We start from the raw sequence: 24,147 nt of genomic DNA on the forward strand, positions 1-24,147 counted from the left end.
GCGGGCCGGTGCCCCGGTAAGCGGCACAAAACCGGCGCTTTTCAGGCGTCTGCCGGGTAGAAGGATTGCTCCTGAAAGCATAGCTGCCAGCGCTTGATGGGCGGGCGCTGGAGGCTGTTTTTGCTAAAAACCCCGCCGAGGCGGGGACTCAGCCGATGGTCATCAGGCTGGCATTGCCCCCGGCGGCGGCCGTGTTCACGCTCAGCGCACGTTCAATCAGCAGGCGCTCCAGCGGGATGTCGTCCTCCCCCGGCGCCATGGCCGTCACGCCCACGATGGGGCCGGGCCGGCGGGCGAGGGCGGCGCACACGGCCTGCAGCGAGGCGGGTTCGCCGTGGTGCAGCACGGCATCCAGCGGCACGCCGGCATCGGTCAGCGCTCCGTCCTGCGCTGTGACCTGTGCCTGCACGGACGCGGGCAGCCGCGTGCGCAGCGCGGCCTGGTCCGCCGGCCAGACCGCCGTGCCGCCCACGGCCAGCACGGCGGCCGTCTGCACCAGCAGGTCGTCGGTGCTGGGGGCCAGGCACAGCACCCGGCCGCGCGGCGCCAGGGTGTAGACGTTGCGCTCGCCCGTGGGGCCGGGCAGGGTGCGGGCGGTGCCGCTTTGCGTGTCTTGCGCAAAGCGCCGGCAGGCGCCGGCCAGGGCCGGGCGGCCCTTTGCGTCCGCCCACTGCCGCAGGGCGGCCAGCGGCGCCAGCAGGCGGTCGCGCTGGGTGGCGTCGGGCGGTGCGCTGCGGTCGGCCGCGGCGAAGGTGCGGGCCACGGCGTCGGTGGGGCGCCGCGACAGCAGGCGCAGCAGGTACAGCGGCCCGCCGGCCTTGGGGCCGGTGCCCGACAGGCCTTCGCCGCCAAAGGGCTGCACGCCCACCACGGCACCCACCATGTTGCGGTTGACGTACACGTTGCCGGCGTGGGCGCGCTCCACCACGCGGGCAATGGTTTCGTCGATGCGGGTGTGCACGCCTTGCGTCAGGCCGTAGCCGGTGGCGTTGATCTGGCCGAGCAGCTGGTCCAGGTCGTTGCGGGCGTAGCGCACCAGGTGCAGCACGGGGCCGAAGACTTCGCGCTGCAGCTCGCCGATGTGGTCCAGCTCGATCAGCGTAGGCGGCACAAAGGTGCCTTGTGCTGCGGCGGCCGAAACATGGTTCGGGTGCTGGAACACGCGGTGGCCTTGGGCCTTGAATTTCTCGATGTGCCGGGTGATGCCCGCCCGGGCCTCGGCGTCGATCACCGGGCCCACGTCCACCCGCAGCTCTGCGGGGTTGCCCACGCGCAGCTCGCCCATGGCCCCCTGCAGCATCTCCACCACGCGGTCGGCGGCTTCCTCCTGCACGCACAGCACGCGCAGGGCGGAGCAGCGCTGGCCGGCGCTGTCGAAGGCGGACGAGACGGCATCGCCCACCACTTGCTCGACCAGGGCGGACGAGTCCACGATCATCGCGTTCTGCCCGCCGGTCTCGGCGATCAGCGGGATGGGGCGGCCCGCGGCGTCCAGCCGCCCGGCCACGGTGCGCTGCAGGATGCGCGCCACCTCGGTGGAGCCGGTGAACATCACGCCCATCACGCGCGCATCGCCCACCAGGCGCGCACCCACGGTTTCACCGGTGCCCGGCAGCAGCTGCACGGCCGCGCGTGGCACGCCGGCCTGCCACAGCAGGCGCACGGCTTCGGCGGCGACCAGCGGGGTTTGCTCCGCGGGCTTGGCCAGCACGGGGTTGCCGGCGGCCAGCGCGGCAGCCACCTGGCCCATGAAGATGGCGAGCGGGAAGTTCCACGGGCTGATGCAGGCCACCGGGCCCAAGGGGGTGTGGGTGGCGTTGTCGAAGGTGCTTTGCGCCTGCGCGGCGTAGTAGCGCAGGAAGTCCACCGCCTCGCGCACCTCGGCCACGGCGTTGCTGGCGCTCTTGCCGGCTTCGCGCATCAGCAGGCCCATCAGCGGCTGCATGCGCGCTTCCAGCAGGTCGGCCGTGCGCTGCAGGGCGGCGGCGCGCTCGGCGGGCGGCGTGGCGGCCCAGGGGGCGGCCATGGCCTGCGCGTGGGCCAGGGCCTGGTCCACGTCGCTGGCCGCGGCCTCTTGCACCTGGCCCACCATGTCGGCGGGGTCTGCCGGGTTGCGCACGGGCTGGGCGGGGCCTGCGGGCGCATCCGTGGCCAGCAGGGGGGCGGCATGCCAGGGGTGTGCGGCGGTGGCTTGCAGCGCGGCGGCCAGTTCGGTCAAGGTGTTTTCGTCGGACAGATCCAGCCCGCGCGAGTTGGCGCGGTGTGCGCCGTAGAGCGCGCCGGGCAGCGGAATGCGCGGGTGGGGCAGGCCGGCCGCGCCCTCGGCGGCGGCCTGTTCGTCCACCACCTGCACGGGACTCTTCACCAGATCCTCCAGCGGAAGGGTTTCGTCGGCAATGCGGTTCACGAACGAGGTGTTGGCGCCGTTTTCCAGCAGGCGGCGCACCAGGTAGGCCAGCAGCGTTTCGTGCGTGCCCACTGGGGCGTAGATGCGGCACGGCCGCCCCAGCTTGCCGGCAGCGACGGCACCCACCACCTGCTCGTACAGCGGCTCGCCCATGCCGTGCAGGCACTGGAACTCGTACTGCCCGGGGTAGTAGTTGCTGCCCGCCAGGTGGTAGATGGTGGCCAGCGTCTCGGCGTTGTGGGTGGCGAACTGGGGGTACACGGCCTCGGGTGCGGCCAGCAGCTTGCGTGCGCAGGCGATGTACGAAATGTCGGTGTGCACCTTGCGGGTGTAGACGGGGTAGTCCGCCAGGCCGTCCACCTGCGCGCGCTTGATCTCGCTGTCCCAGTACGCGCCCTTGACCAGGCGCACCATCAGGCGGTGCTGGGTGCGGCGGGCCAAGTCCACCACATAGTCGATGGCGAAGGGGCAGCGCTTCTGGTACGCCTGGATGACGAAGCCGATGCCGTTCCAGCCCGCCAGCGCGGGTTCGTGGCACAGGCGCTCCAGCAGGTCCAGCGACAGCTCCAGCCGGTCGGCTTCCTCGGCGTCGATGTTCAGGCCGATGTCGTATTGCCGGGCCAGCAGCGTCAGGCGCAACACGCGCGGGTACAGCTCGTCCATCACGCGGCCGAACTGCGCGCGGCTGTAGCGCGGGTGCAGGGCCGAGAGCTTGATGGAGATGCCCGGGCCTTCATAGATGCCGCGCCCGTTGGACGCCTTGCCGATGGCGTGGATGGCCTGCTCGTAGGACTGGTCGTAGCGCTCGGCGTCCGCGCTGGTCAGCGCCGCCTCGCCCAGCATGTCGTAGGAGTAGCGAAAGCCCTCGGCTTCCATCGTGCGGGCGTTGCGCAGGGCCTCGTCGATGGTCTCGCCGGTCACGAACTGCTCGCCCATCATGCGCATCGCCATGTCCACGCCCTTGCGGATCAGCGGCTCGCCGCCCTTGCCGATCAGGCGGCCGAGCGATGCGCCCAGGCTGCCTTCGCTGTGCGTGGCCACCAGCTTGCCGGTCAGCAGCAGGCCCCAGGTGGCGGCGTTGACGAACAGGGAGGGGCTCTTGCCCAGGTGCGCGTCCCACTGGCCGCGGCTGATCTTGTCGCGGATCAGCGCATCGCGCGTGGCCTTGTCGGGGATGCGCAGCAGCGCCTCGGCCAGGCACATCAGCGCCACGCCTTCTTGCGACGACAGCGAAAACTCCTGCAGCAGGCCTTGCACCAGCCCCGCGCGCCCCGCGCTGGCCTTGCGCTCGCGCAGCGCCCGGGCAATGCGCAGCGCCAGTTGCTGGGCCTGCGCCGCCTGGTCGGCCGGCAGGCGGGCCTGGGCCAGCAGCGGCGCCAGGGCCTCGGGTTCGGGGCGGCGGTAGGCGGCGGTGAGGGCCGCACGCAGCGGATGGGCGAGCGGCGTGCGCGGCGCAAACTGGTCAAACGGCGTGGTGGCGGGCTGGGAAGGGGAGGGCAGCGTCATGGCGGGCGTCTCGGAAAGGAAAACGGTGTTGGAGAGTGCTGCTGGCGATGATCTGCGTGTATCCGGTGAATAAAAATCCAAAGATTAGCCTACATGCAAAATAATCCACTACGATTGAGCGCAATGGAAAATGATCTGGACCGCATTGACCGCAGGATCCTGTCAATCCTGCAAGAAGATGGTCGCATTGCCAACCTGAAGCTGGCCGAGGCGGTGGCCCTGTCGCCCACGGCCGTGCTGGCGCGCGTTCAGCGTCTCACCCGGGACGGTTACATCCTGGGCTACGAGGCGCGCCTGAACCCGCTGAAGCTGGGCGCGGGCATGCTGGTGTTTGTGGAGGTGCTGCTGGACCGCACCACGCCCAACGTGTTCGACCAGTTCAAGGCCGCCGTGCAGGTGCACCCCGAGATCATGGAATGCCACATGGTGGCGGGCGGGTTCGACTACCTGCTCAAGACCCGCTCGGCCGACATGAACGCCTACCGCGTATTCGCCGGCAACGTGCTGTGGCAGCTGCCCGGTGTGCGCGAGACGCGCACCTATGCGGTGATGGAAGAGGTCAAGCACAGCAACCACCTGGTCTTGCGCTGAGGGATTCCCCAGGCGCGGCGTGGCGGCGCCCTGGGCGTTGGCGGGGCCGGGGCAAACTCCGCATAATGCCGTCCCATTGGCTGATTGAGGAGAAGACCATGAACCGCCTTGTCTGCGCCGCCGCCGCGGCTGTGTTGTCTGCCGTGCTGAGCCCTTCGGCGCTGGCCGCGTGCTATGTGGTCTACGGGGCTGACAAGGACATCGTCTACCGCGATGTGCACGCGCCGGTCGACCTCGCGCGCCAGCTGCACGAAACGGTGCCGGCGGTGGCGCCCGGCGCCACGCTGGTGTTCACGCCCGACAGCGGCGGCTGCGAGTCGCCCATCCACAACCTGCCCGTGGGCTTGAGCCAGGCGGCTGCGGGCGCCGCGGCACCTGCGGGCGAAGGCTTCGTGCGCGCACCGCGCGGCGACCGCGGCTGACCCCCCGGCAAGGCCCCGCTGGCCGGCGGCCGCCCCGGGGCCTGAGACAATCGGGGGATGAGCGAACCCAAAGACCTATCCCCCGCGTTGGAACCCTCCACGCACGACACGCCGGATCTGCCCGAGGGCTGGCTGCAGGTGCAGTCCATGGACCTGGACGCCCAGGGCGTGGCCCGCAGGCCGGACGGCAAGGTGGTGTTCATCGACGGCGCCCTGCCGTTTGAGCTGGTCAGCGCCAACACCCACCGCAAGAAGAACAACTGGGAGCAGGCCAGCCTGCTGGCCATCCACCGCGAATCGCCGCAGCGCGTGCGCCCCGGCTGCCCGCACTTCGGCCTGCACGCGGGTGCCTGCGGCGGCTGCAAGATGCAGCATCTGGACGCTGCGGCCCAGGTGGCCGTGAAGCAGCGCGTGCTGGAGGACAACCTGTGGCACCTGGGCAAGGTCCGGGCCGAGATGCTGCTGCGCCCCATCCAGGGCCCCACCTGGGGCTACCGCTACCGCGCCCGGCTGGCCGTGCGCCACGTGATCAAGAAGGGCACGGTGCTGGTCGGCTTCCACGAGCGCAAGAGCCGCTACATCGCCGACATGCAGACCTGCAAGATCCTGCCGCCGCACGTGGACGCGCTGCTGGTGCCCCTGCGCGGCCTGATCGCCAGCCTGGATGCGCGCGACACCTGCCCGCAGATCGAGCTGGCCTGCGGCGACACCGTGACGGCGCTGGTGCTGCGCCACCTGGAGCCGCTGAGCGCCGCCGACATCGAGCGGCTGCGCGCCTTTGGCGCCCAGCACGCCGTGCAGTGGTGGCTGCAGCCCAAGGGCCCGGACACCGTGCACCTGCTGGACGAGGGCGGCGAGACCCTCTCGTACGGCCTGCCCGACTTCGGCATCACCATGCCGTTCAAGCCCACCGACTTCACGCAGGTGAACCCGCACATCAACCGCGTGCTGGTATCGCGCGCGCTGCGCCTGCTGGATGTACAGAAGAGCGAACGGGTCATCGACTGGTTCTGCGGCCTGGGCAACTTCACGCTGCCGCTGGCCACCCGCGCGCGCGAGGTGCTGGGCATCGAGGGCAGCGAGGCGCTGGTGGCTCGGTCGCGCGAAAACTATGTGCTGAATCAAGGCCTGGCGCCCGCCCATCAAGCGCTGGCAGCTACTAAATTTGTAGCACGCAATCTCTTCGAGATGACGCCGGAAATGCTGGTGGCCGATGGCACGGCCGACAAGTGGCTGGTGGACCCGCCGCGCGAAGGCGCGTTTGCGCTGGTGAAGGCCCTGGCCGACATCCACCGGGCCCGCCATGGCGTCGACGGCGCGGCGCCGCTGCCGCCGCAGGCAGCGGACTGGACGCCACCCCGGCGCATCGTGTACGTCAGCTGCAACCCCGCCACGCTGGCGCGCGACGCCGGCCTGCTGGTGCACCAGGGCGGTTACCGCTGCACGGCGGCCGGCATGGTCAACATGTTTCCGCACACGGCGCATGTGGAGAGCATGGCGGTATTCGAATGGGACGGACACGCGCCATCGGTCAAGGCGGATGACGCCGCGCCCGAAGTGGCCAGCTGAATCCCGATCCTGAAGGGCTGCCCCGGCGGGGCAGTCCGCGGGCGTTTAGCTGCGGCTGCGGCTGGCGGCCGGGTCGCGGGGTTCGGTTTCGATGTCGCTGGAGCGCTCAGTGCGCTCGGGCTTGCTTTCCACCTTGCCGAGCACCGAGGGCGTGCCCTCGATCTTGTTCTCGCGCATGTACGCGTCCATGTCCTTCCACCCGGCAAACACCGCGGCCTTGGGGGCCTTGGGGTTCAGCGTGTAGCAGTCCTCCAGGCCGCGCAGCGCGTGGCGGCATGCGCCGCCAATGGCCTTGGCTTCCTCCTCCCGCTGGGCGATGCGCGGATCCGGGCCCAGGCCGGGGATCTTGTCGCAGGCAGTCAGCAGCAGGATGCCGGACAGGGCCAGCAGGCGCAGTGCGGTGGAGGAGGATTTGCGATACATGTACTTGCATTATCGGCAGGACCGTGCCGCGATTAAGGCTTGAACCCCCGGCCGCCTCCACAAAAAACAAAAAAGGCTCCCGAAGGAGCCCAGATGCGGCGGTGACCGGGGTGACTGGCGCTGCATCACACCAGGGCACCCGCCGATCCGGCTGTGCCGGTCCACCGGGTGCATCCCTCTCCCTCGCACCGCGCGAGAGAGGGGGTAAGCGGCGTAGCCGCCCCGGGAGAGCCTAGTCGCGCTCCCCGCCCATGATGCCCAGCAGTGCCAGCAGGCTCTGGAACACGTTGAACAGGTCCAGGTACAACGCCAGCGTGGCGCTGATGTAGTTGGTCTCGCCGCCGTCCAGGATCTGCTTGAGGTCGTACAGCATGTAGGCGCTGAAGATGCCGATGGCGGCGACCGAGATGGCCATCATGCCGGCGGACGAGCCCACGAACACGTTGATGATGGCGCCCACCATCAGCACCAGCGCGCCCACCATGAGCCATTTGCCCATGCCCGACAGGTCGCGCTTGATCACGCTGGCCAGGCTGGCCATCACGACGAACACGCCGGCCGTGCCCGCAAAGGCCGTCATGATGAGGTCGGTGCCGTTCTTGAAGCCCAGCACCATGCCGATCAGGCGCGACAGCATCAGCCCCATGAAGAACGTGAAGGCCAGCAGCACCGGAATGCCGGCGGCCGAGCGCTTGGTCTTTTCAATGGCGAACATGAAGGCGAACGCGCCGCCCAGAAACACCATCAGCCCCACGCCGCCGCGCAGCGATTGCGTGATGCCGGTGGCCACGCCCACCCACGCGCCGAGCACGGTGGGGATCATGCTCAGGGCGAGCAGCCAGTACGTATTGCGAAGCACCTTGTGGCGCTCTTCCTGCGAGATGCCGTAGCCCGCAGAGTGGCCCAGGGTGGTGACTTGGTCGTTCATCATCTTGTGTCTCTCCTTGTTGGCCTGCACAGCGCAGACGCAGCAGATTTTAGGACGTCGCGTTTTTGCGGGCCGCTGTGGCCGCGCCGGTCACCTACTTTTTGGTGTGGGTACTTTCACCCTGGATGGCGGCAGTACCGCGCGCGGCGCCGCTATGCTTGCCCCCTGCCGCGTGGAATGCCGTGGGGGCCTCTGTACGAACCCTCGTTCCCGCTGTTCTTCTCTTTCAATTCTTGCAAAGCAAAACTCTTCCATGAAAACCAAACACGAACTTGAACTGGCCGACGTCAAGACCATCGCAGCCGCGGCCGAGGCCGAGGCGCTCAAGAACGGCTGGGCCGTGACCATTGCCATCGTGGACGATGGCGGCCACCTGCTGTGGCTGCAGCGGCTCGATGGCGCGGCCGCAGTGTCGTCGCACATCGCCCCCGCGAAGGCCCGCACGGCCGCCCTGGGCCGGCGCGAAAGCAAGGTGTACGAGGACGTGGTCAATGGCGGCCGCACCTCGTTCCTGAGCGCGCCCGGCATCGACGGGCTGCTGGAGGGTGGCGTGCCGGTCCTCAAGGACGGCCAGTGCCTGGGCGCGGTGGGGGTGAGCGGCGTCAAGTCCACCGAAGACGCGCAGATCGCGCGGGCCGGCATTGCCGCGCTGGGTCTGTGATGCGCATGGCACGGTGCCTGCTGGCGCCTTGAATGCTATCATTTAAATAGCTGCTTGCGCAGGCTGGACGGTCGATAGGGCCCGATACTGGTCTGAACATGCTGCCATAAAAAAAACCGGCGGACAGCCGGTTTTTTCATGGGCGCCTGAATGACAGGATCGTGCGGCGGGGCGGGGCGGGGCAGGTCAGGAAAAAAGGCCTGGCTACGCGGGTGAACCCGTTGGCTGGCAAAAACGACCCTGGCGGACTTGTTGCAAGCCCGGGAGTCGCCCCACGATGAAACTCATTTGGTCAGGATCAGCTTGCCCAGCTTGGTGGCCTGCAGGCGGTACACCGACCCGTTGTGGCTGATGGCGACGGCCTTCTGGCCCTGCAGCAGCGCACTGCTGTCGACTGCGGCGACGTTGGGCACAACGTCTGCGGTGGCGGCTCCCTCACTATCGGCGTCGGGGGCGCGTGCGGTGTCGGCGGTGCGGGTGCGCAGGAGCGAGGCGGCGGTCGTGGTGGCTTGCATGGAGAGGTCCTGTGGCATTGCAGTGCGTTTTGCTAATGATAACGATTCGCAATTACAAGTCAAGCGAGAAAGCGGTATCTTTTTGTGGCGAGGGTGGGTGGTGGCCGGGCCGCACAGCGGCCTCGTGCGACCCCGAAAAGATCTCAAACCGGTTCTGGGCAAGGGGGGGCATGCCCCCGAGCCTCAGAACGGTTCTCAGGACTGCGGGTCGGTCACGAAGCCGATCTTGCGCACGCCGGCGCGCTGGGCCGCGGCCATGGCCTGCGCGACAAACTCGTAGCGCACGTTCTTGTCGCCACGGATGTGCAGGTCGGGCTGGGGCTCCTTGGCGGCCTCGGCCTGCAGGCGGGGGAAGAGTTCTTCCTCGGGCACCTGGGTCTCGTTCCAGTAGTACTTGCCGTCGGCCGACACGGACAGGCGCACGGTTTCGGGCTTGACGTTCTCGGGCTGGTTGGTGGCGCGGGGCAGGTCCACGTTCACCGCATGCTTCATCACGGGCACGGTGATGATGAAGATGATGAGCAGCACCAGCATGACGTCCACCAGGGGCGTCATGTTGATCTCGTTCATCACGTCATCGGCGTCGTCTTGGGTTCCGAAGGCCATGGCTCAGTTGCCTTTCTTCATGGGCAGCACCTTGCTGCCAAGGTCGCCGCCAGCGCTCACGCGGGCGCCGGTCACGAAGTAGGCGTGCAGGTCGTGCGCAAAGCTGTTGAGGCTGCCCAGGATGGACTTGTTGCCGCGCACCAGCGCGTTGTAGCCCAGCACGGCGGGAATGGCCACGGCCAGGCCCAGCGCGGTCATGATCAGTGCCTCGCCGATGGGGCCGGCCACCTTGTCGATGGTGGACTGGCCCGAGGTGCCAATGGCCACCAGCGCGTGGTAGATGCCCCACACGGTGCCGAACAGGCCGATGAAGGGCGCGGTGGAGCCCACCGAGGCCAGGATGGCCAGGCCGGATTGGAGGCGGGCGGTGAACTCGTCGATGCAGTTGCGCAGGCAGCGGGTCACCCAGTCGCTCACGTCCAGGCTGTCGTGCAGGTGGGCCTTGGTGTTGCGGTGGTGGGCCGTTGCCTCGCGGCCTTCCAGGGCCAGGTGGCGGAATGGGTTGGCCGGGTCGCCGCCCAGCTTGGTCAGGCCGGCGGCGAAGTCCTCGCTGTGCCAGAAATCCCGGGCGTTGCGGGCGTATTTCTTGAACTTGATGATGTCCAGCGCCTTGATGAGGATGACGATCCACGAGGCCAGCGACATGCCCAGCAGGATGATGGCCACGGCACGGGTGACGAAGTCCCCCTGGGTCCAGACGTTGGCGATGCCGAATTGCGATTCCATGAGAACGACTCCCTAAGCGGTAAATGTGATTATTCGAGAACGAAGTTGATGGGCACCAGGTTCCACATGGTCTCTGGCACGCCATTGCGTTTGCCGGGCACGAAGCGCCAGCGCGTGACGGCCTCCTGCGCCTGCCGGTCCAGCCGGTCGAAGCCGCTGGACTTGCTGATCTCCACCTTCTGGGGCTGGCCGTCGGTGCCGATGAGCACGCGCAGCACCACCTTGCCTTGCTCGCCCATGCGTTTGCTGATGGCGGGGTAGCTGGGCTTGGGGTTGTTGAGGTAGGCCGCGTCGCTGGACGGCAGCTCGATCTTGGGCGGCGCGGGCGGTGCTGGGGGAGCCGGTGCTGGCGCGGGCGGCGCCACCGGCGCCTCGATGGGGGGCGCGGGCGGCTGCGGCGTGGTGATGCCGGTGGGGGCGTTGGGCGCAGGCGTCGGGTCCGCAATGGCCACGGGCATGGGCGCGGGGCGCGGCGCGGCCTTGGGGGCCGGGCGCGGCGGTGGCGGCGGCGCGGGCGGCGGCGGCGTGACCTTGGGCGGGGCGGGGGGCGCGATGAATTCGGACAGCAGCTCGGCGGGCACGATGACCTCGGCGGCCTTGCGCACCAGCCCCGACTGCAGGGCCCACAGGCCCACCACATGCAACGCCACGACCGAACCCACGATCACGGTGTTGCGGCTGAGACCGCCCGGGGCGGCAAAACGATCTGCGTGAGACATAAAAATGATAGCGGCTAGCGCTTGTCCAGCAAGCGCTAGCGCCCTAAAAGATCCTCACTATTTATTTGCGAAAGATCCACCAGGCCGAGCCTGCGACCAGGATCAGGCTGCCTGCGAGTGTAGAGAGGAGTTCCATGACTTGCTTTCCAGAATGGAGCTGGCAAGCTGGATGGCCTGGGGCGCTGCATCGTTGCGCAGGGCGGCCACGGGGGCCGAAGGGCTGCACTGGGCCACCACGTCCCGGGCGCAGCTTTCGCAGCACCCGCACTGCGTGGCCACGCCCAGCTCGAACTGGATTTCGTCAAAGCTCATCCCGGCACGGGCGTGGCGGGCAATCTCTCGGTCGGAAATCCGGCGGCAAACACAAACGATCATGGCGGCAGGGCAGACAGTGTGGCTGGCGTTGGTTGGGAGTGTTGAGATTATAAATGCGAATCTATCGCATTTGCAATCAATGACCTTTGGGCGCCGAGGACATGGGCCAGCCGGCGGCCCTGGGCGAGAGGTTCAGGAGGGCTGGCGGCTCGCCGGGGCGTCCTGATCGCCGTGCAGCAGCGCCGGGGTTGCGTCGGCCAGCGTGGCGCAGCCGGTGAGGGCCATGGCGATCTCCAGCTCGTCGCGCAGCAGCCGCAGCACGTGGGCCACCCCGGCCGCCCCCGCGTTGGCCAGGCCCCAGAGGGCCGGGCGCCCCACCAGCACGGCCGAGGCCCCCAGGGCCATGGCCTTGAGCACATCGGTGCCGCGGCGGATGCCGCCGTCCACCAGCACGGGCACCGCCCCGCCCACGGCCTGCACGACGCGGGGCAAGGCCGTGGCGGTGGCGGGGGCCGTGTCGAGCGTGCGCCCGCCGTGGTTGGACACGATCAGCCCCGCCGCGCCCGCATCCACCGCCTGGCGCGCATCGGCCGGGTGCAGCACGCCCTTGAGCAGCACGGGCAGGCGCGTCACCGACCGGAGCCAGGCGATGTCGTCCCACGTAGGCGCGTGGTGCAGCAGCCCATCGAACAAAGCGCTCTGCCCGGAGGCCAGGCGCGGCGGTGGGGGCACCTGCATGCCGGCCAAGTTGATGGGGCCGATGCCGGGCGGCAGCCGGAAGCCCGCGCGCCGTTCGCGGTCCCGCGCGCCGCTGGTGGGGGCGTCCACCGTCAGCACCAGGGCCTCGTACCCGGCGGCCTCGGCGCGCTGCACCAGCGCTTGGGTGAAGCCGCGGTCCGGCTGCAGGTACAGCTGGAACCACAGGGGCCCGCGGCCTGGGTCGGGGTGCACGGCGCCGGCCACTGCCTCCAGCGACACGCTGGCCTGCGTGCTGAGCACCACGCCCGCGCCCAGCGCTGCGGCCGCGTAGGCCAGGGCCAGCTCGCCGTCCGGGTGGGCCAGGCGCTGAAAGGCAATGGGCGCCAGCAGGATGGGATGCGCCAGCGTGCGGCCCAGCAGAGGGACGCGCGTGTGCCCGCCCGCCAGCGGGCGCAGCACCCGCGGCCACAGCGGCAGGGCATCCCACGCGCTGCGGTTGTTGCGCAGGGTGATCTCATCGGCCGCGCCGCCGCTGAAGTACGCCCACGCGTTGCCGTCCAGGCGCTGGCGGGCATGCTGCTCATGGTCGGGCAGGCTCACGATGTCGGGCGAAAGCGGCTGCTGGGCGGGGAGGGAGGTCATGTTATGAAAATAGCCGCTAGCGCTTGTGGGATAAGCGCCAGCAGCTATTAATATAGGAGCAAATGTAGTGCGGTACCGCTGGCACCGATACGCCGGCGCGGAGGCCGGGGTAGGCCGGCAGCGCCGTCGGCCTGCAGGTGGGGACGGCGGTTCCCGGCGTTCGTGCCTGCGGGCGGCGGCGCCTCATACGTCGGCCCACATGCGCAGCAGGTTGTGGTACGTGCCGGAGAGCGCGATCACCGAGGGGTCCTTTTCGCCCACGCTCTGGCGCAGCCGCAGCAGCGCCATGTCCATGTCGAACAGCAGCTGCCGCTGCTCCAGCCCGCGCACCATGCTCTCCACCCAGAAGAAGCTGCACACGCGCCGGCCCCGCGTGACGGGGGACACCTGGTGCACGGTGCTGCTGGGGTAGAGGATCAGGTCGCCGGCGGGCAGCTTGATGCGCTTTTCGCCCCAGGCCTCGCTGGCCACGAGTTCGCCGCCCTCGTATTCGTCCGGCGGCGTGAGAAACAGCGTGCACGACAGGTCGCTGCGCACCCAGCAGCTGTCGGCGCGGGAGTGCATCACGGCGCTGTCCACATGGTTGCCGTAGTAGTTGGCCTCGCCGCCATAGTTGTTGAACAGCGGGTTGAAGATGCGCCGCGGCAGGGCCGCCGAAAAGAACAGCGCGTTGCGGTGCAGGGCGGCCTTGACCAGGCTCTGCAGCTGCGCGGAGACATCGCTGCCCTGCGCCAGCTGCAGATTGTTCTTCTGGTGTACCGCTTGCTCGCCCGCGCTGCGCGCGCCTTCCACCCACGGGGCCTCGGGCCCCAGGTGCTGGCGAAAGAACGCCACTTCGTCGGCGCTGAGAACGTCTTGGATGTGCAGAAACATGGTGCTTGATGATGAACCCGCGCGCACCGGGGCGTCTACCCCGGCGCGCGCGGGCTGCGCTTCGGCAGCAGGAGGTCAGAAGCGCGTCTTCAGCGTCACCTGCACGGCGCGCGGCGCGCCCGGGGTGTAGAAGCCGCGGTACAGGCCGTCCGCATAGGTGCGGTCGAACAGGTTGCTGACGTTCAGCTTGAGCGAGGTCTTGTCGTCAAACGCGTATTCCGCCATGGCATCCATCACCGCAAAGCCGCTGGCATACACCGCGCGGGAGCCCTCGGGGTTTTGCTTGGCGCGGTAGGTGATGCCGGCGCCCACGCGCAGCTTGGAGGTGACGGCATACGTGCTCCACACGCTGCCGCTGTGCTTGGGCGTGAGGCCCGGGCGGTCGCCCTGCACCTGCGCGCCGCCGCCGTTGGCTGCCAGCGCCACATTGCTGCGGTCGATCTTGGCCGACGGAATCCAGGTGTGGTTGAAGAACAGCTCCCACTTCGGCGTCAGGCGGCCCGCCAGGTTGAACTCCATGCCCGTGGCGTGGCGCTTGCCGGAGAGAAGCTCCTGCGCCGCTGCCGTATCGGGGTCGGTATTGCGCTCGTTGTATTTCTCGCTGTAGAACGCGGCCACGCCCAGCAGCACGCGGCGCTCGAACAGCTCGAACTTGCTGCCGATCTCGATGTTGCGGCTCTTCTCGGCGGGCGTGTTGGCCGCGCGCGTCGTGCCGTTGTTCAGGTTGATGCCGTACTGGTAGGTGTCGCCCGAGGTGTTGTACGAGGTGCCGTACGACACGTAGTACGACGACAGCTCGTCCGGCTGGAACAGCAGGCCCAGGCGTGGGCTGAACAGGCTGTCGGAGCGGTTGCCAGCAACGCTGCCATCGGGGTTGCGGTACGAAGCCCTGAAGTTGTCATAGCGCAGGCCGCCCACGAACTTCAGCGTGTCGTTCAGCGAGACCGTGTCCTGGAAGTACAGGCCCAGGTTGCGCGAGGTGAAGGTGTTCCACTGCACCGGCGCGCGGCCGTCCGCCACCCAGGCGCCGTCGTTGGGCGTGCCCACCGTGGTGGTGGGGCGGGGCGTGGGGTTGGCGTAGTTCTGGTTGCGCTTGGCGTCGTCGTCGTAATAGTCCACGCCGGCCAGCACCGCATTCTTGCGGCCACCCCAGTTGAAGGTGTTGCTGTAGTCGCTTTGCACCTGCAGCACATCGCTCTCGCCCTTGCGGCCCTTGGACCCGCGGGTCAGCACCGTGCTGTCGTTGATCTGGCCCAGCGTGATGTTGCTGTTCTGAAAGCCGATGGTGCTGGCCAGCAGATCGCGTTCGTACCGGCCGTAGCGCAGGCGCGTGTTCAGCTCGCCGCTGTCGTTGAAGCGGTGGATGTGGCCCAGCGTGACGTACTGCGACGAGGTGTTGTTGTGGTCGCTGGCCAGGCCGTAGTAGTTGCGCGCATCCAGCGGCGTGTTGATCTTGCCGTCCACCAGGCGCCACGGGTGGTTGTAGAGCGGGCGGCCCTTGGATTCCAGGTAGTACAGCCCGATCGAGAACTCGTCGCGCGTGCCGATGCCCCAGGCGAACGTGGGCGTAATGCCGCGCTTGTCCTGCTTGGCGCCGTAGTTGTCAAACTCCTGCACCATCGCGTTGAGGCGGAACGCCGCGTTCTCGCCGGTCTTGAAGTTGAAGTCGCCCGCCAGGCGGTGGTACTGGCCCGTGCCCAGCGTGTACGAGACTTCGTGCTGGTCGATGAGCAGGGGCGCCTTGTTGACCTGGTTCACCACGCCGCCGGTCGAGCCCTTGCCAAACAGCATGGAGGCCGAGCCTTTGAGCACTTCGATGCGGTCGTTGTTGAAGGTGTCGCGCTCGATCAGCGGGGCGTCCTTCATGCCGTCCACGTAGATGTCGCCCGCCTGGCCCAGCGAGAAGCCGCGCAGGCGCACGTCCTCCTCGCCGGTCTCGCCCGACAGGAAGGTGACCCCTGCCGTGGTGCGCAGCACCTCGCGGAAGTCGTCCTGGTTGCGGTCGCTCATGAGCTTCTCGGTGAACACGGTCACCGATTGCGGAATGTCCTTGATGTCCTGCTTGCCCTTGCCGACGGTGGTCTGCTTGATGAGCAGCGTGTCCTTGCCCTGGACTTCTGCCTGCTCCTTCACCGTCACGGTCGACAGGGTCTTCTCTGCCGGTGCGGTCTGCGCCAGGCTGCCTACCGAGGCCGCCAGCATCAGCGCGCCCAGGGGAAGCAGGGCCTTGTCCGACGCCAGGCCGCCACGGGCTGCGGACGCAAGGGAAGGGGTGTTTTGTGGTGTGCGCAGCAAGGTGCTGCGGCGCTGAGCGCGTGTTTTCGCCAAGATGGCCTCCGTCGAAGGGGAATGTGCTGTGGGCGCATGAAAGCGCCAGGGATGCCCTGCACGCATCGAGCGGAAGGTGGGCGCTGCGGATCGGGAGGGCTGCGAGGCGCAAAACGCAGCAGACCACCCGAGACCGCAGCTGCACACGGCGCGGCGATTCGTGAAGAGGATCCCTGGGCGCAGACGAGAGGCAGTGGCTAGTTCAACATGGCTGTGCTTCGACTTGCAGCTTTATGTTACATCAAATGCGGGTCATTCTCATTTGCATTGATGCCAATTTGCCACACGCCGCGCTCCGGCCATGAAAAAAGCCGGCAAAGCCGGCTTTGGGAGCGGTTGCGCAGCAGCGCTTACTTGACGTGCTTGCCGATCAGGCCGGCCAGTTCAAACATCGACACCTGGGGCTTGCCGAACAGTTCCTTCAGCTTGGCGTCGGCGTTGATGTTGCGCTTGTTGGTGGCGTCCTGCAGGTTGTTGGCCTTGATGTAGGTCCACAGCTTGCTGATGATCTCCGTGCGCGGCAGAGGCGCCGAGCCCACCACGGCAGCCAGCGCGGGGCTGGGCGTGAGCGCCTTCATGAAGGCGGCATTGGGGGTGCGCTTCTTGGCGGGGGCAGCAGCCTTCTTGGCTGCGGGGGCTGTTTTTGCCGGAGCTTTTTTTGCAGTTGCCATGTTGGGTTTTCCTTGGAAGTAAATTTTCACCAGCGAAGACGACGACGCTTTCCCACTGGCAGGCCGATGCTACTGGGAAAAAAACACGTTTCCAAGGGAAGCGCGGCTTTTTTTGCCTCGATTTGTAGCCGTGGCGCCGCGTTCCGGCCCAAAGCGGCCCGCAAAGCGCGCCGTTGTTGACAATTCAGAGTTTTCCAGGCGCTTGCGGCAGGGTGTTTTCGCTGTACGACAATGCAAGGCGAACCCCCGCCGTGCCGTTGTGGCACCGGCGGACCGACTGCCCACGTTTCGATTTTTTGAAAGGCTTCAGCATGTCTGCCGTTCTCCCAGCTCCGACGTTCAGCACCTGCGATTTCTGTGACGCGCACAAGGGCGACATGAGCGGCGCCTTCCGCGTGCTCCCGCCCGTGTTCCACAGCTATGGCGCGGTGGCTGCGTTCGCCGGGCCGGTCAGCACCGTCAAGTGCCACGAAGACAACACCCAGGTCAAGGCGGCCGTCGAATCGCCGGGCGAGGGTCGCGTGCTGGTGGTTGACGGCGGAGCGTCGTTGCGCCGGGCGCTGGTGGGCGGCAACCTCGCGGCGGCCGCGGCCCGCAATGGCTGGGCCGGGCTGGTGGTCGACGGCTGCGTGCGCGACGTGGCCGAACTGAACGCCGCGGCGGTCGGCATCCGGGCGCTGGCGCTGATGCCATTGCCCACGGAGCGCCGCGGTGAAGGGCAGCGGGACGTGCCCGTGCAGGTGCAAGGGGTCTGGGTGCGGCCGGGCGACTGGCTGTATGCGGATGCCGACGGCATCGTGGTGGGCGCGCAGCCGTTGTCCAAATAGACGGCCCGGGGCTTGGCCCCGTCACCGTCGCCCGCCCTGGTTTTTCCTGGCCCCGGAGTCCTCTGCCATGCCCGAACCGACGCCGGCAGTCCCGGCCCCTCGCCATGTTTTTGTCTACGGTACGCTGCGCCGTGGCGGCATCAACGACATCACGCGGCTGCGCCCCGCACCCCGCTTCGTGGGGGCGGCGCGCGTGGCCGGCGTGCTCTACCACCTGGGGACCTATCCTGGCATGACGCTGGGCGGCAGCGAATGGGTGCAAGGAGAGGTCTACGCCATCGACCCGGCCCTGGAGCCTGTCCTGGACGAGATCGAGGACCTCGGCTCCCACCCCACGGACGAATACACCAAGCGCGAGATCGACGTCGCGGTGGACGCGCGGGTGCTGCGGTGCCTGGTGTATGAAATCAACCCCCGCTACGCCCAGCCCGCCCTGCGCGTGCCCGGGGGGGACTGGATGCAGGCCCTGGCGCAACAGCTGCCGCCGCGATGACGCACTGCCGTTTTTGTGTGATGAGAGTCGCTTTTCATGATGTGAATTGCAACGATTGTTGCGATGCGAAATTTTTTCTCAATATGAGAAATTCTTTTTCACATTGAGGGAGTTGAGTGGCAACTTATTGATTTTCAAGCAAAAAATTTATCTCTTGTATAAGACATAAGAGCTTGCGCAGGTCTTATAGAAGACTTACAGTTATCTCCAAGGGCGGCACCTGCAGCCCGGTGTTTTCAACCAACCTCTGGAGTGATCTCATGCCCCAATCCCTCAACGAACAACTGAGCCGTGAACAGCAAATTGCAGCCCTGGAAAAAGACTGGGCGCAAAACCCCCGCTGGAAGGGTGTGAAGCGCGGTTACTCCGCCGCCGACGTGGTTCGCCTGCGCGGCAGCCTGCAGCCCGAGTACACGCTGGCCAAGCGCGGCGCTGAGAAGCTGTGGGACAAGATCAATGGCGGCGCCAAGAAGGGCTACGTGAACGCGTTTGGCGCCATCTCCGCAGGCCAGGCCATGCAGCAGGCCAAGGCCGGCCTCGAAGCCGTGTACCTGTCGGGCTGGCAAGTGGCCGCCGACGGCAACACCAGCGAAACCATGTACCCCGACCAGTCGCTGTATGCCTACGACTCGGTGCCCACCATGGTTCGCCGCATCAACAACACCTTCAAGCGTGCGGACGAAATCCAGTGGAGCCGTGGTGTCAATCCTGGCGACAAGGAGTTCATCGACTACTTCCTGCCCATCGTGGCCGATGCGGAAGCCGGTTTCGGCGGCGTGCTCAACGCCTTCGAACTGATGAAGAACATGATCTCCGCAGGCGCTGCCGGCGTGCACTTCGAAGACCAGCTGGCCGCTGTGAAGAAGTGCGGCCACATGGGTGGCAAGGTGCTGGTGCCCACGCAGGAAGCCATCGAGAAGCTGATCGCAGCCCGCTTTGCCGCGGACGTGATGGGCGTGTCCACCATCGTGCTGGCCCGCACCGACGCTGAAGCCGCCAACCTGATCACGTCCGACCACGACGCCAACGACAAGCCTTTCCTGACCGGCGAGCGCACCCAAGAAGGCTTCTACCGCGTGAAGAACGGCCTGGAGCAAGCCATCAGCCGCGGCGTGGCCTACGCTCCCTACGCCGACCTCGTGTGGTGCGAAACCGGCGTGCCCGACATCGGCTTTGCCCGCGAATTCGCCCAGGCTGTGCTGGCCGCCAACCCCGGCAAGCTGCTGTCGTACAACTGCTCGCCTTCCTTCAACTGGAAGAAGAACCTCAACGACAAGCAGATCGCCGCGTTCCAGGAAGAACTGTCCGCGCTGGGCTACAAGTACCAGTTCATCACGCTGGCCGGCATCCACATCAACTGGTACAACACGTTCCAGTTCGCCCACGCCTACGCCCAGGGCGAAGGCATGAAGCACTACGTGAACATGGTGCAAGAGCCGGAATTCGCAGCACGCGACAAGGGCTACACCTTCGTGTCGCACCAGCAGGAAGTGGGCGCAGGCTACTTCGACGACGTGACCACGGTGATCCAGGGCGGCTCGTCCAGCGTGAAGGCCCTGACGGGTTCCACCGAAGAAGAGCAGTTCCACTGATCTCGCAGCCCCTCCCGCGAGGGGCGGAGTCTGGCTCCGCCAAAAACAAGAAAGCCACCCGCCGGGTGGCTTTCTTGTTTTGTGCATCCCGGCGGCGGGGGCTAAGGTGAGGCGCTGTATTTCTTGTGAAAGGTCCAGGCGTTGTTCAACACGAAGTTGTTCAGCGCCACGGCCACCACGGCCGCCATCGCTCCCCAGCCGTACCACAACCCCAGGACATCGGTGAACAGCTTGATGATGAGGATGTTGAGACCCAGGCCGATCAGCGACACGACGCAGTACTTGATCATCGAGGCCCAGTAGCTGCCCGAGAACCCGAAGGTCCAGAACCGGTTGGCGAGGTAGGAGATGAGCAGGGCCAGGATGAAGCCCGCGGTGGTGGCCGCCACCGGCTCGGCCAGCTGCATCTCCACCAGCAGGAACAAGGTGGACATGTGCACCACGGCGCCAAGCGCGCCCACCGCCCCGTAGCGCAGCAACCGGGAAAAGGGGGGCAGGGCGCGCGGCGTGGCCGCTGTGGCCGAGGGCGGTGCGTTGTGCGGGCCGTGCGTCATCGTCCGGGGCCCGGCAGTTCCTGCGAAACAATGTACCGCGGACGTTGTTTCACTTCCTCGTAGATGCGTGCCAGGTATTCGCCGATGATGCCCAGCCCGATCATGAGCGAGCTGCCAATGATCAGCAGCAGCAGGATCACCGTGGTGAAACCGTTGATGGCTGCGCCCGAGAGCTTCATGTAGACCGTGTGGATGCCCAGCAGCACCGAGAAGGCGAAAAAGATCAGACCGAAGATGGTGATCAGGTGCAGTGGAAAAGTGCTGAAGCTTGTCACGGCCACGGCCGCGAGCCGGATGAGGCCGAAAACGGACCACCCCGAATCGCCCGCAATGCGGGGCTCCACCTCGAAGGGGATCTGCGTGGTGCGAAACCCCATCCAGCTGACCATGCCGCGAAAGAAAACGTTGCGCTCCTTCATCGTCCGGTAGGCCTCCACCACCCGCTGGTCCAGCAGCTTGTAGTCGGAGGCGCCGTTCAGGTCGTGGCCCGAGAAGGCGCGCAGGATCAGGTAGAAGAGCTTGGCGCGGGCGGCGGACATCGCGGATTCGTTACCCCGGCTGGACTTGACCGCCTCCACGATGTCTGCCTCGCCCGTTCGCCAGGTCTGCACGAGGGTGGGCAGCAGGGAGGGCGGGTGCTGCATGTCGCCATCCATCAGGACGACGGCCCGCCCGCGGGCGGCGGCCAGCCCTGCGGACACGGCGGCCTCCTTGCCGAAGTTGCGGCTCAGCCGCAAGCCACGCAGCCCGGGCATGCCGGCGGACAGCGCAGCAATTTCGTCCCAGGTGCTGTCCTTGGAGCCATCATCCACGACCACGATTTCCCAGGTGGACGCGCACTGGGAAAGGTACTTCTCGACTTCGCGCAGCGTGACGCGAATGCCCGCTGCTTCGCAGTACACCGGGATGACGACGGAAATCTCAGGTTGCATAAAGTGTTTTCAGAAGTCAGCTGCCCGAGGCCAGGCCGCAGGCGCTGCAGCGGCGGTGGGCTTTGGTTTCCAACGGGATCGCGGCGCAGCCTCTGAGCGGGACTGTCGCACATTTCGCGGCTGGCACGGGTTGGCGGGATTCTCGATGGAAAACCGCCGCGCGAGGTGCGGCTGTCTGGCCGTCGCCACGCTTTGCCGCGATAGGTTGGGGTGGCGGGACCTTGGCAGGAGTAAAATGTTTGAAACTTCAATGCACAAGAGCGAGAAAGGCAATCTGGTTATGACACCGCGAACTACCTCGGAGATCACTCCTGCCGGCCGCTAAGGCTGGCTGTTCGCGCCTGCACGAGATTGCACTCCCCCTCCAAAAGCGCGGACCCGTTCCGCGCTTTTTTGTTTCCGGGCCCGGCGCGTGCCCGATTTTTGATTCACGAAGAGAAAGACAGCTCCCATGATTCACATCACGCTTCCGGATGGTTCGCAACGCGAGTTCCCTGGTCCGGTCACGGTGGCCGAGGTGGCCGCCTCCATCGGTGCGGGCCTGGCCAAGGCCGCCCTGGCCGGCAAGATCGGCGACAAGGTGGTGGACACCAGCTACCAGATCACGGCCGACAGCCCGCTGTCCATCGTGACCGCCAAGGACGCTGATGGCCTGGAAGTGATCCGCCACTCGACGGCCCACTTGCTGGCCTATGCCGTGAAGGAGCTGTTCCCCGAAGCGCAGGTCACCATCGGGCCGGTGATCGAAAACGGCTTTTACTACGACTTCGCCTACAAGCGCCCCTTCACGCCCGAGGATCTGGCCGCGATCGAGAAGCGCATGGCCGAGCTGGCCGCCAAGGACGAGCCCGTGGTGCGCCGCGTGCTGCCGCGCGACGAGGCCGTGGCCTATTTCAAGGGCCTGGGCGAGAACTACAAGGCGGAGATCATCGCCAGCATCCCCAGCAACGAGGACGTGAGCCTGTACCGCGAAGGCAGTTTTGAAGACCTGTGCCGCGGCCCGCACGTGCCCAGCACGGGCAAGCTCAAGCACTTCAAGCTCATGAAGGTGGCGGGCGCCTACTGGCGTGGCGACCATCGCAACGAAATGCTGCAGCGGGTGTATGGAACGGCCTGGGCCAGCAAGGAAGAGCTGCAGCAATACCTCACCATGCTGGAAGAGGCGGAAAAGCGCGACCACCGCAAGCTGGGCCGCGAGCTCGACCTGTTCCACCTGGACGAGCACTCGCCTGGCACGGTGTTCTGGCACCCCAAGGGCTGGGCCCTGTGGCAGGAAGTGGAGCAGTACATGCGCCGCGTGTACCGCGACAACGGCTACCAGGAGGTGAAGGGCCCGCAGATCCTGGACAAGAGCCTGTGGGAGAAGACGGGCCACTGGGACAAGTACCGCGACAACATGTTCACGACGGAGTCGGAAAAGCGCGAGTACGCGCTCAAGCCGATGAACTGCCCGGGCCACATCCTGATCTACAAGCAGGGCATCAAGAGCTACCGCGACCTGCCGCTGCGGTATGGCGAGTTTGGCGCCTGCCACCGCAACGAGCCGACCGGCGGCCTGCACGGCATCATGCGCGTGCGCGGCTTCACGCAGGATGATGGCCACATCTTCTGTACCGAAGAGCAGGTGCAGGAAGAGTGCGCCAACTACACGGCCCTGGTGCAGAAGGTCTACAAGGACTTTGGCTTCACCGACATCATCTACAAGGTGGCCACGCGCCCCGAGGCGCGCATCGGCTCGGAAGAGGCCTGGGACCGCGCCGAGAAGGCGCTGATGGACGGCCTGCGCCGCTCGGGCTGCGAGTTCGAGATCGCCGAAGGCGAGGGCGCGTTCTACGGCCCGAAGATCGAGTACACGCTCAAGGATGCTCTGGGCCGCCAATGGCAGTGCGGCACGATGCAGATCGACCCCAACCTGCCCGAGCGGCTGGATGCCGAGTACGTGGCCGAGGATGGCAGCCGCAAGCGCCCATTGATGCTGCACCGCGCCACGGTGGGCAGCATGGAGCGTTTCATCGGCATGCTGATCGAGCACTATGCCGGCGCTTTGCCGGTGTGGCTGGCTCCCGTGCAGGTGGCGGTGCTCAATATCACCGATGCCCAGGCCGATTACTGTCGCGAAATTGCCGCACAGCTGCAAAAAGCACTGCCGAATCAAGACCTTAGGGTGGTGACCGATCTGCGCAACGAGAAGATTACGTATAAAATACGGGAGCATTCGTTGCAAAAGCTGCCGTACATCCTCGTCGCGGGCGACAAGGAGAAGGCCGCCGGAGCCGTCGCAGTGCGTGGCCGGGGCAATCGTGATCTCGGCGTGATGTCCATTGAAGCGTTTGCTCAGTTGATCGCCCAGGACATCGCCACCAAAGCCTGATTTTTATTGAAAACAAGCTTCGGCGCTTGCCTTGTGGTCGGTTTTTGCTACAAAAATTGTAGTGTTTTGTTTGAAGGAATACAGCCATCGCTACGGAATTTCGTGATCGTCGCCAGCGCGAGGAGCGCAAGCACCGCCTGAACCGGGAAATCATGGCCCCGGAAGTTCGTTTGTCCGGACCGGACAATGAGCCTCTGGGCGTGGTGAGCTTGATGGAAGCCTTGCGCATGGCAGGCGAGCTGGATGTGGACTTGGTCGAGATTGCCGCCACGGCCAATCCGCCGGTGTGCCGGCTCATGGACTACGGCAAGTTCAAGTACCAGGAGCAAAAGCGCGCTGCGGAAGCCAAGGCCAAGCAGACGGTCATCGAGATCAAGGAAGTCAAATTCCGCCCGGGTACGGACGATGGCGACTACAACATCAAGATGCGCAACATTCGCCGGTTTCTGGCGGATGGCGACAAGTGCAAGATCACCTTGCGCTTCCGTGGCCGTGAAATCACGCACCAGGAGCTGGGGCTGGCCTTGCTGAACCGCATCCGGGACGACCTGGGCGACACCATCCTCGTCGAGCAGTTTCCGAAGCTGGAAGGCCGCCAGATGATCATGATGATCGCTCCGGGGCGCAAGAAGCCGGGCGCGGCTGCGAAGCCCGCAGGCGACGGCGCCGCACCTTCCGCAGGCGGTGCAGCGGCCTGACAGGCGGATGGGTTAGGATTTCGGGTTCTGCTTCCGCAAGGGGGCGGGGCCTTGAAAAGGCAGTGCATCCGCATTGCCG

The 24,147-nt window shown here is 66.6% G+C and carries 23 protein-coding genes; 9 read left to right on the plus strand and 14 right to left on the minus strand.

What is annotated here, in order from left to right:
* Positions 1-148: 148 nt before the first annotated feature.
* A complete protein-coding gene (gene putA, locus ACOYR3_RS10720; protein ID WP_422846409.1) occupies positions 149-3,913 on the minus strand; it encodes a trifunctional transcriptional regulator/proline dehydrogenase/L-glutamate gamma-semialdehyde dehydrogenase in 3,765 nt (1,254 codons plus the stop codon).
* 123 nt (positions 3,914-4,036) lie between these two features.
* On the opposite strand from putA, the gene ACOYR3_RS10725 reads away from it, so the two are divergent.
* The 3 genes from ACOYR3_RS10725 to rlmD all read left to right on the plus strand — a co-directional run bounded on the left by ACOYR3_RS10725 (position 4,037) and on the right by rlmD (position 6,495).
* Positions 4,037-4,504, plus strand: a complete 468-nt coding sequence (locus ACOYR3_RS10725; protein WP_422846410.1) for an Lrp/AsnC ligand binding domain-containing protein — start codon at positions 4,037-4,039, stop codon at positions 4,502-4,504.
* A 98-nt stretch (positions 4,505-4,602) separates the two neighbouring features.
* Positions 4,603-4,926 (plus strand): hypothetical protein, encoded by a 324-nt coding sequence (locus ACOYR3_RS10730; RefSeq protein ID WP_422846411.1) that lies wholly within the window; start codon positions 4,603-4,605, stop codon positions 4,924-4,926.
* Positions 4,927-4,983: 57 nt separating this feature from the next.
* Positions 4,984-6,495: a 23S rRNA (uracil(1939)-C(5))-methyltransferase RlmD gene (rlmD, locus tag ACOYR3_RS10735; protein ID WP_422846412.1), complete on the plus strand. Its 1,512-nt coding sequence runs from the start codon at positions 4,984-4,986 to the stop codon at positions 6,493-6,495.
* 45 nt (positions 6,496-6,540) lie between these two features.
* Here rlmD and ACOYR3_RS10740 read toward each other — a convergent pair whose 3' ends face one another.
* Both ACOYR3_RS10740 and ACOYR3_RS10745 read right to left on the minus strand, forming a co-directional pair.
* A complete protein-coding gene (locus ACOYR3_RS10740) occupies positions 6,541-6,918 on the minus strand; it encodes a hypothetical protein (protein ID WP_422846413.1) in 378 nt (125 codons plus the stop codon).
* 232 nt (positions 6,919-7,150) lie between these two features.
* Complete coding sequence (locus tag ACOYR3_RS10745) at positions 7,151-7,846, minus strand: Bax inhibitor-1/YccA family protein (protein ID WP_422846570.1); 696 nt, start codon at positions 7,844-7,846, stop codon at positions 7,151-7,153.
* A 253-nt stretch (positions 7,847-8,099) separates the two neighbouring features.
* On the opposite strand from ACOYR3_RS10745, the gene ACOYR3_RS10750 reads away from it, so the two are divergent.
* Positions 8,100-8,507: a GlcG/HbpS family heme-binding protein gene (locus ACOYR3_RS10750; protein WP_291485394.1), complete on the plus strand. Its 408-nt coding sequence runs from the start codon at positions 8,100-8,102 to the stop codon at positions 8,505-8,507.
* A gap of 284 nt (positions 8,508-8,791) precedes the next feature.
* On the opposite strand, the gene hemP is transcribed toward ACOYR3_RS10750, so the two are convergent.
* The 9 genes from hemP to ACOYR3_RS10795 form a co-directional block, all read right to left on the minus strand.
* Entirely contained in the window at positions 8,792-9,022 is a 231-nt protein-coding gene (gene hemP / locus ACOYR3_RS10755; protein WP_422846414.1) for a hemin uptake protein HemP, read from the minus strand.
* Positions 9,023-9,217: 195 nt separating this feature from the next.
* Positions 9,218-9,628 carry an ExbD/TolR family protein gene (locus ACOYR3_RS10760; protein WP_422846415.1) on the minus strand — a complete coding sequence of 137 codons (411 nt, stop codon included), beginning with the start codon at positions 9,626-9,628 and terminating at the stop codon, positions 9,218-9,220.
* 3 nt (positions 9,629-9,631) lie between these two features.
* Positions 9,632-10,354 (minus strand): MotA/TolQ/ExbB proton channel family protein, encoded by a 723-nt coding sequence (locus ACOYR3_RS10765; RefSeq protein ID WP_422846416.1) that lies wholly within the window; start codon positions 10,352-10,354, stop codon positions 9,632-9,634.
* Between the two features lie 29 nt (positions 10,355-10,383).
* Positions 10,384-11,073: an energy transducer TonB gene (locus ACOYR3_RS10770; protein ID WP_422846417.1), complete on the minus strand. Its 690-nt coding sequence runs from the start codon at positions 11,071-11,073 to the stop codon at positions 10,384-10,386.
* A 102-nt stretch (positions 11,074-11,175) separates the two neighbouring features.
* On the minus strand, positions 11,176-11,448 hold the full coding sequence (locus tag ACOYR3_RS10775; protein ID WP_422846418.1) for a (2Fe-2S)-binding protein: 273 nt from the start codon (positions 11,446-11,448) through the stop codon (positions 11,176-11,178).
* 132 nt (positions 11,449-11,580) lie between these two features.
* Complete coding sequence (locus tag ACOYR3_RS10780; protein ID WP_422846419.1) at positions 11,581-12,729, minus strand: alpha-hydroxy acid oxidase; 1,149 nt, start codon at positions 12,727-12,729, stop codon at positions 11,581-11,583.
* Between the two features lie 183 nt (positions 12,730-12,912).
* Positions 12,913-13,602: a Fe2+-dependent dioxygenase gene (locus ACOYR3_RS10785; RefSeq protein WP_422846420.1), complete on the minus strand. Its 690-nt coding sequence runs from the start codon at positions 13,600-13,602 to the stop codon at positions 12,913-12,915.
* 75 nt (positions 13,603-13,677) lie between these two features.
* Positions 13,678-15,804: a TonB-dependent receptor gene (locus ACOYR3_RS10790; RefSeq protein WP_422846571.1), complete on the minus strand. Its 2,127-nt coding sequence runs from the start codon at positions 15,802-15,804 to the stop codon at positions 13,678-13,680.
* Positions 15,805-16,280: 476 nt separating this feature from the next.
* Positions 16,281-16,601: an SWIB/MDM2 domain-containing protein gene (locus ACOYR3_RS10795; protein ID WP_291485413.1), complete on the minus strand. Its 321-nt coding sequence runs from the start codon at positions 16,599-16,601 to the stop codon at positions 16,281-16,283.
* A gap of 311 nt (positions 16,602-16,912) precedes the next feature.
* On the opposite strand from ACOYR3_RS10795, the gene rraA reads away from it, so the two are divergent.
* The 3 genes from rraA to aceA all read left to right on the plus strand — a co-directional run bounded on the left by rraA (position 16,913) and on the right by aceA (position 19,513).
* The gene (rraA, locus tag ACOYR3_RS10800) at positions 16,913-17,428 is read left to right on the plus strand and encodes a ribonuclease E activity regulator RraA (protein WP_422846421.1); all 516 of its coding nucleotides are present in this window, start codon (positions 16,913-16,915) and stop codon (positions 17,426-17,428) included.
* Positions 17,429-17,495: 67 nt separating this feature from the next.
* A complete protein-coding gene (locus tag ACOYR3_RS10805; protein WP_422846422.1) occupies positions 17,496-17,921 on the plus strand; it encodes a gamma-glutamylcyclotransferase family protein in 426 nt (141 codons plus the stop codon).
* A 260-nt stretch (positions 17,922-18,181) separates the two neighbouring features.
* On the plus strand, positions 18,182-19,513 hold the full coding sequence (gene aceA / locus ACOYR3_RS10810; RefSeq protein ID WP_422846423.1) for an isocitrate lyase: 1,332 nt from the start codon (positions 18,182-18,184) through the stop codon (positions 19,511-19,513).
* A gap of 101 nt (positions 19,514-19,614) precedes the next feature.
* On the opposite strand, the gene ACOYR3_RS10815 is transcribed toward aceA, so the two are convergent.
* A complete protein-coding gene (locus tag ACOYR3_RS10815) occupies positions 19,615-20,067 on the minus strand; it encodes a GtrA family protein (protein ID WP_422846424.1) in 453 nt (150 codons plus the stop codon).
* A complete protein-coding gene (locus tag ACOYR3_RS10820) occupies positions 20,064-20,999 on the minus strand; it encodes a glycosyltransferase family 2 protein (protein WP_422846425.1) in 936 nt (311 codons plus the stop codon). Before ACOYR3_RS10820 ends, ACOYR3_RS10815 begins: the two co-directional genes overlap by 4 nt.
* 451 nt (positions 21,000-21,450) lie before the next feature.
* On the opposite strand from ACOYR3_RS10820, the gene thrS reads away from it, so the two are divergent.
* Positions 21,451-23,370, plus strand: coding sequence for a threonine--tRNA ligase (gene thrS, locus ACOYR3_RS10825; protein ID WP_422846426.1), 1,920 nt, complete (start codon positions 21,451-21,453; stop codon positions 23,368-23,370).
* A gap of 152 nt (positions 23,371-23,522) precedes the next feature.
* Complete coding sequence (gene infC / locus ACOYR3_RS10830) at positions 23,523-24,068, plus strand: translation initiation factor IF-3 (protein WP_422846427.1); 546 nt, start codon at positions 23,523-23,525, stop codon at positions 24,066-24,068.
* The last annotated feature ends 79 nt before the right edge of the window (positions 24,069-24,147 follow it).

The organism is Acidovorax sp. M2(2025), assembly GCF_049330835.1.
In the GTDB taxonomy this organism is placed as follows: domain Bacteria; phylum Pseudomonadota; class Gammaproteobacteria; order Burkholderiales; family Burkholderiaceae_C; genus Acidovorax.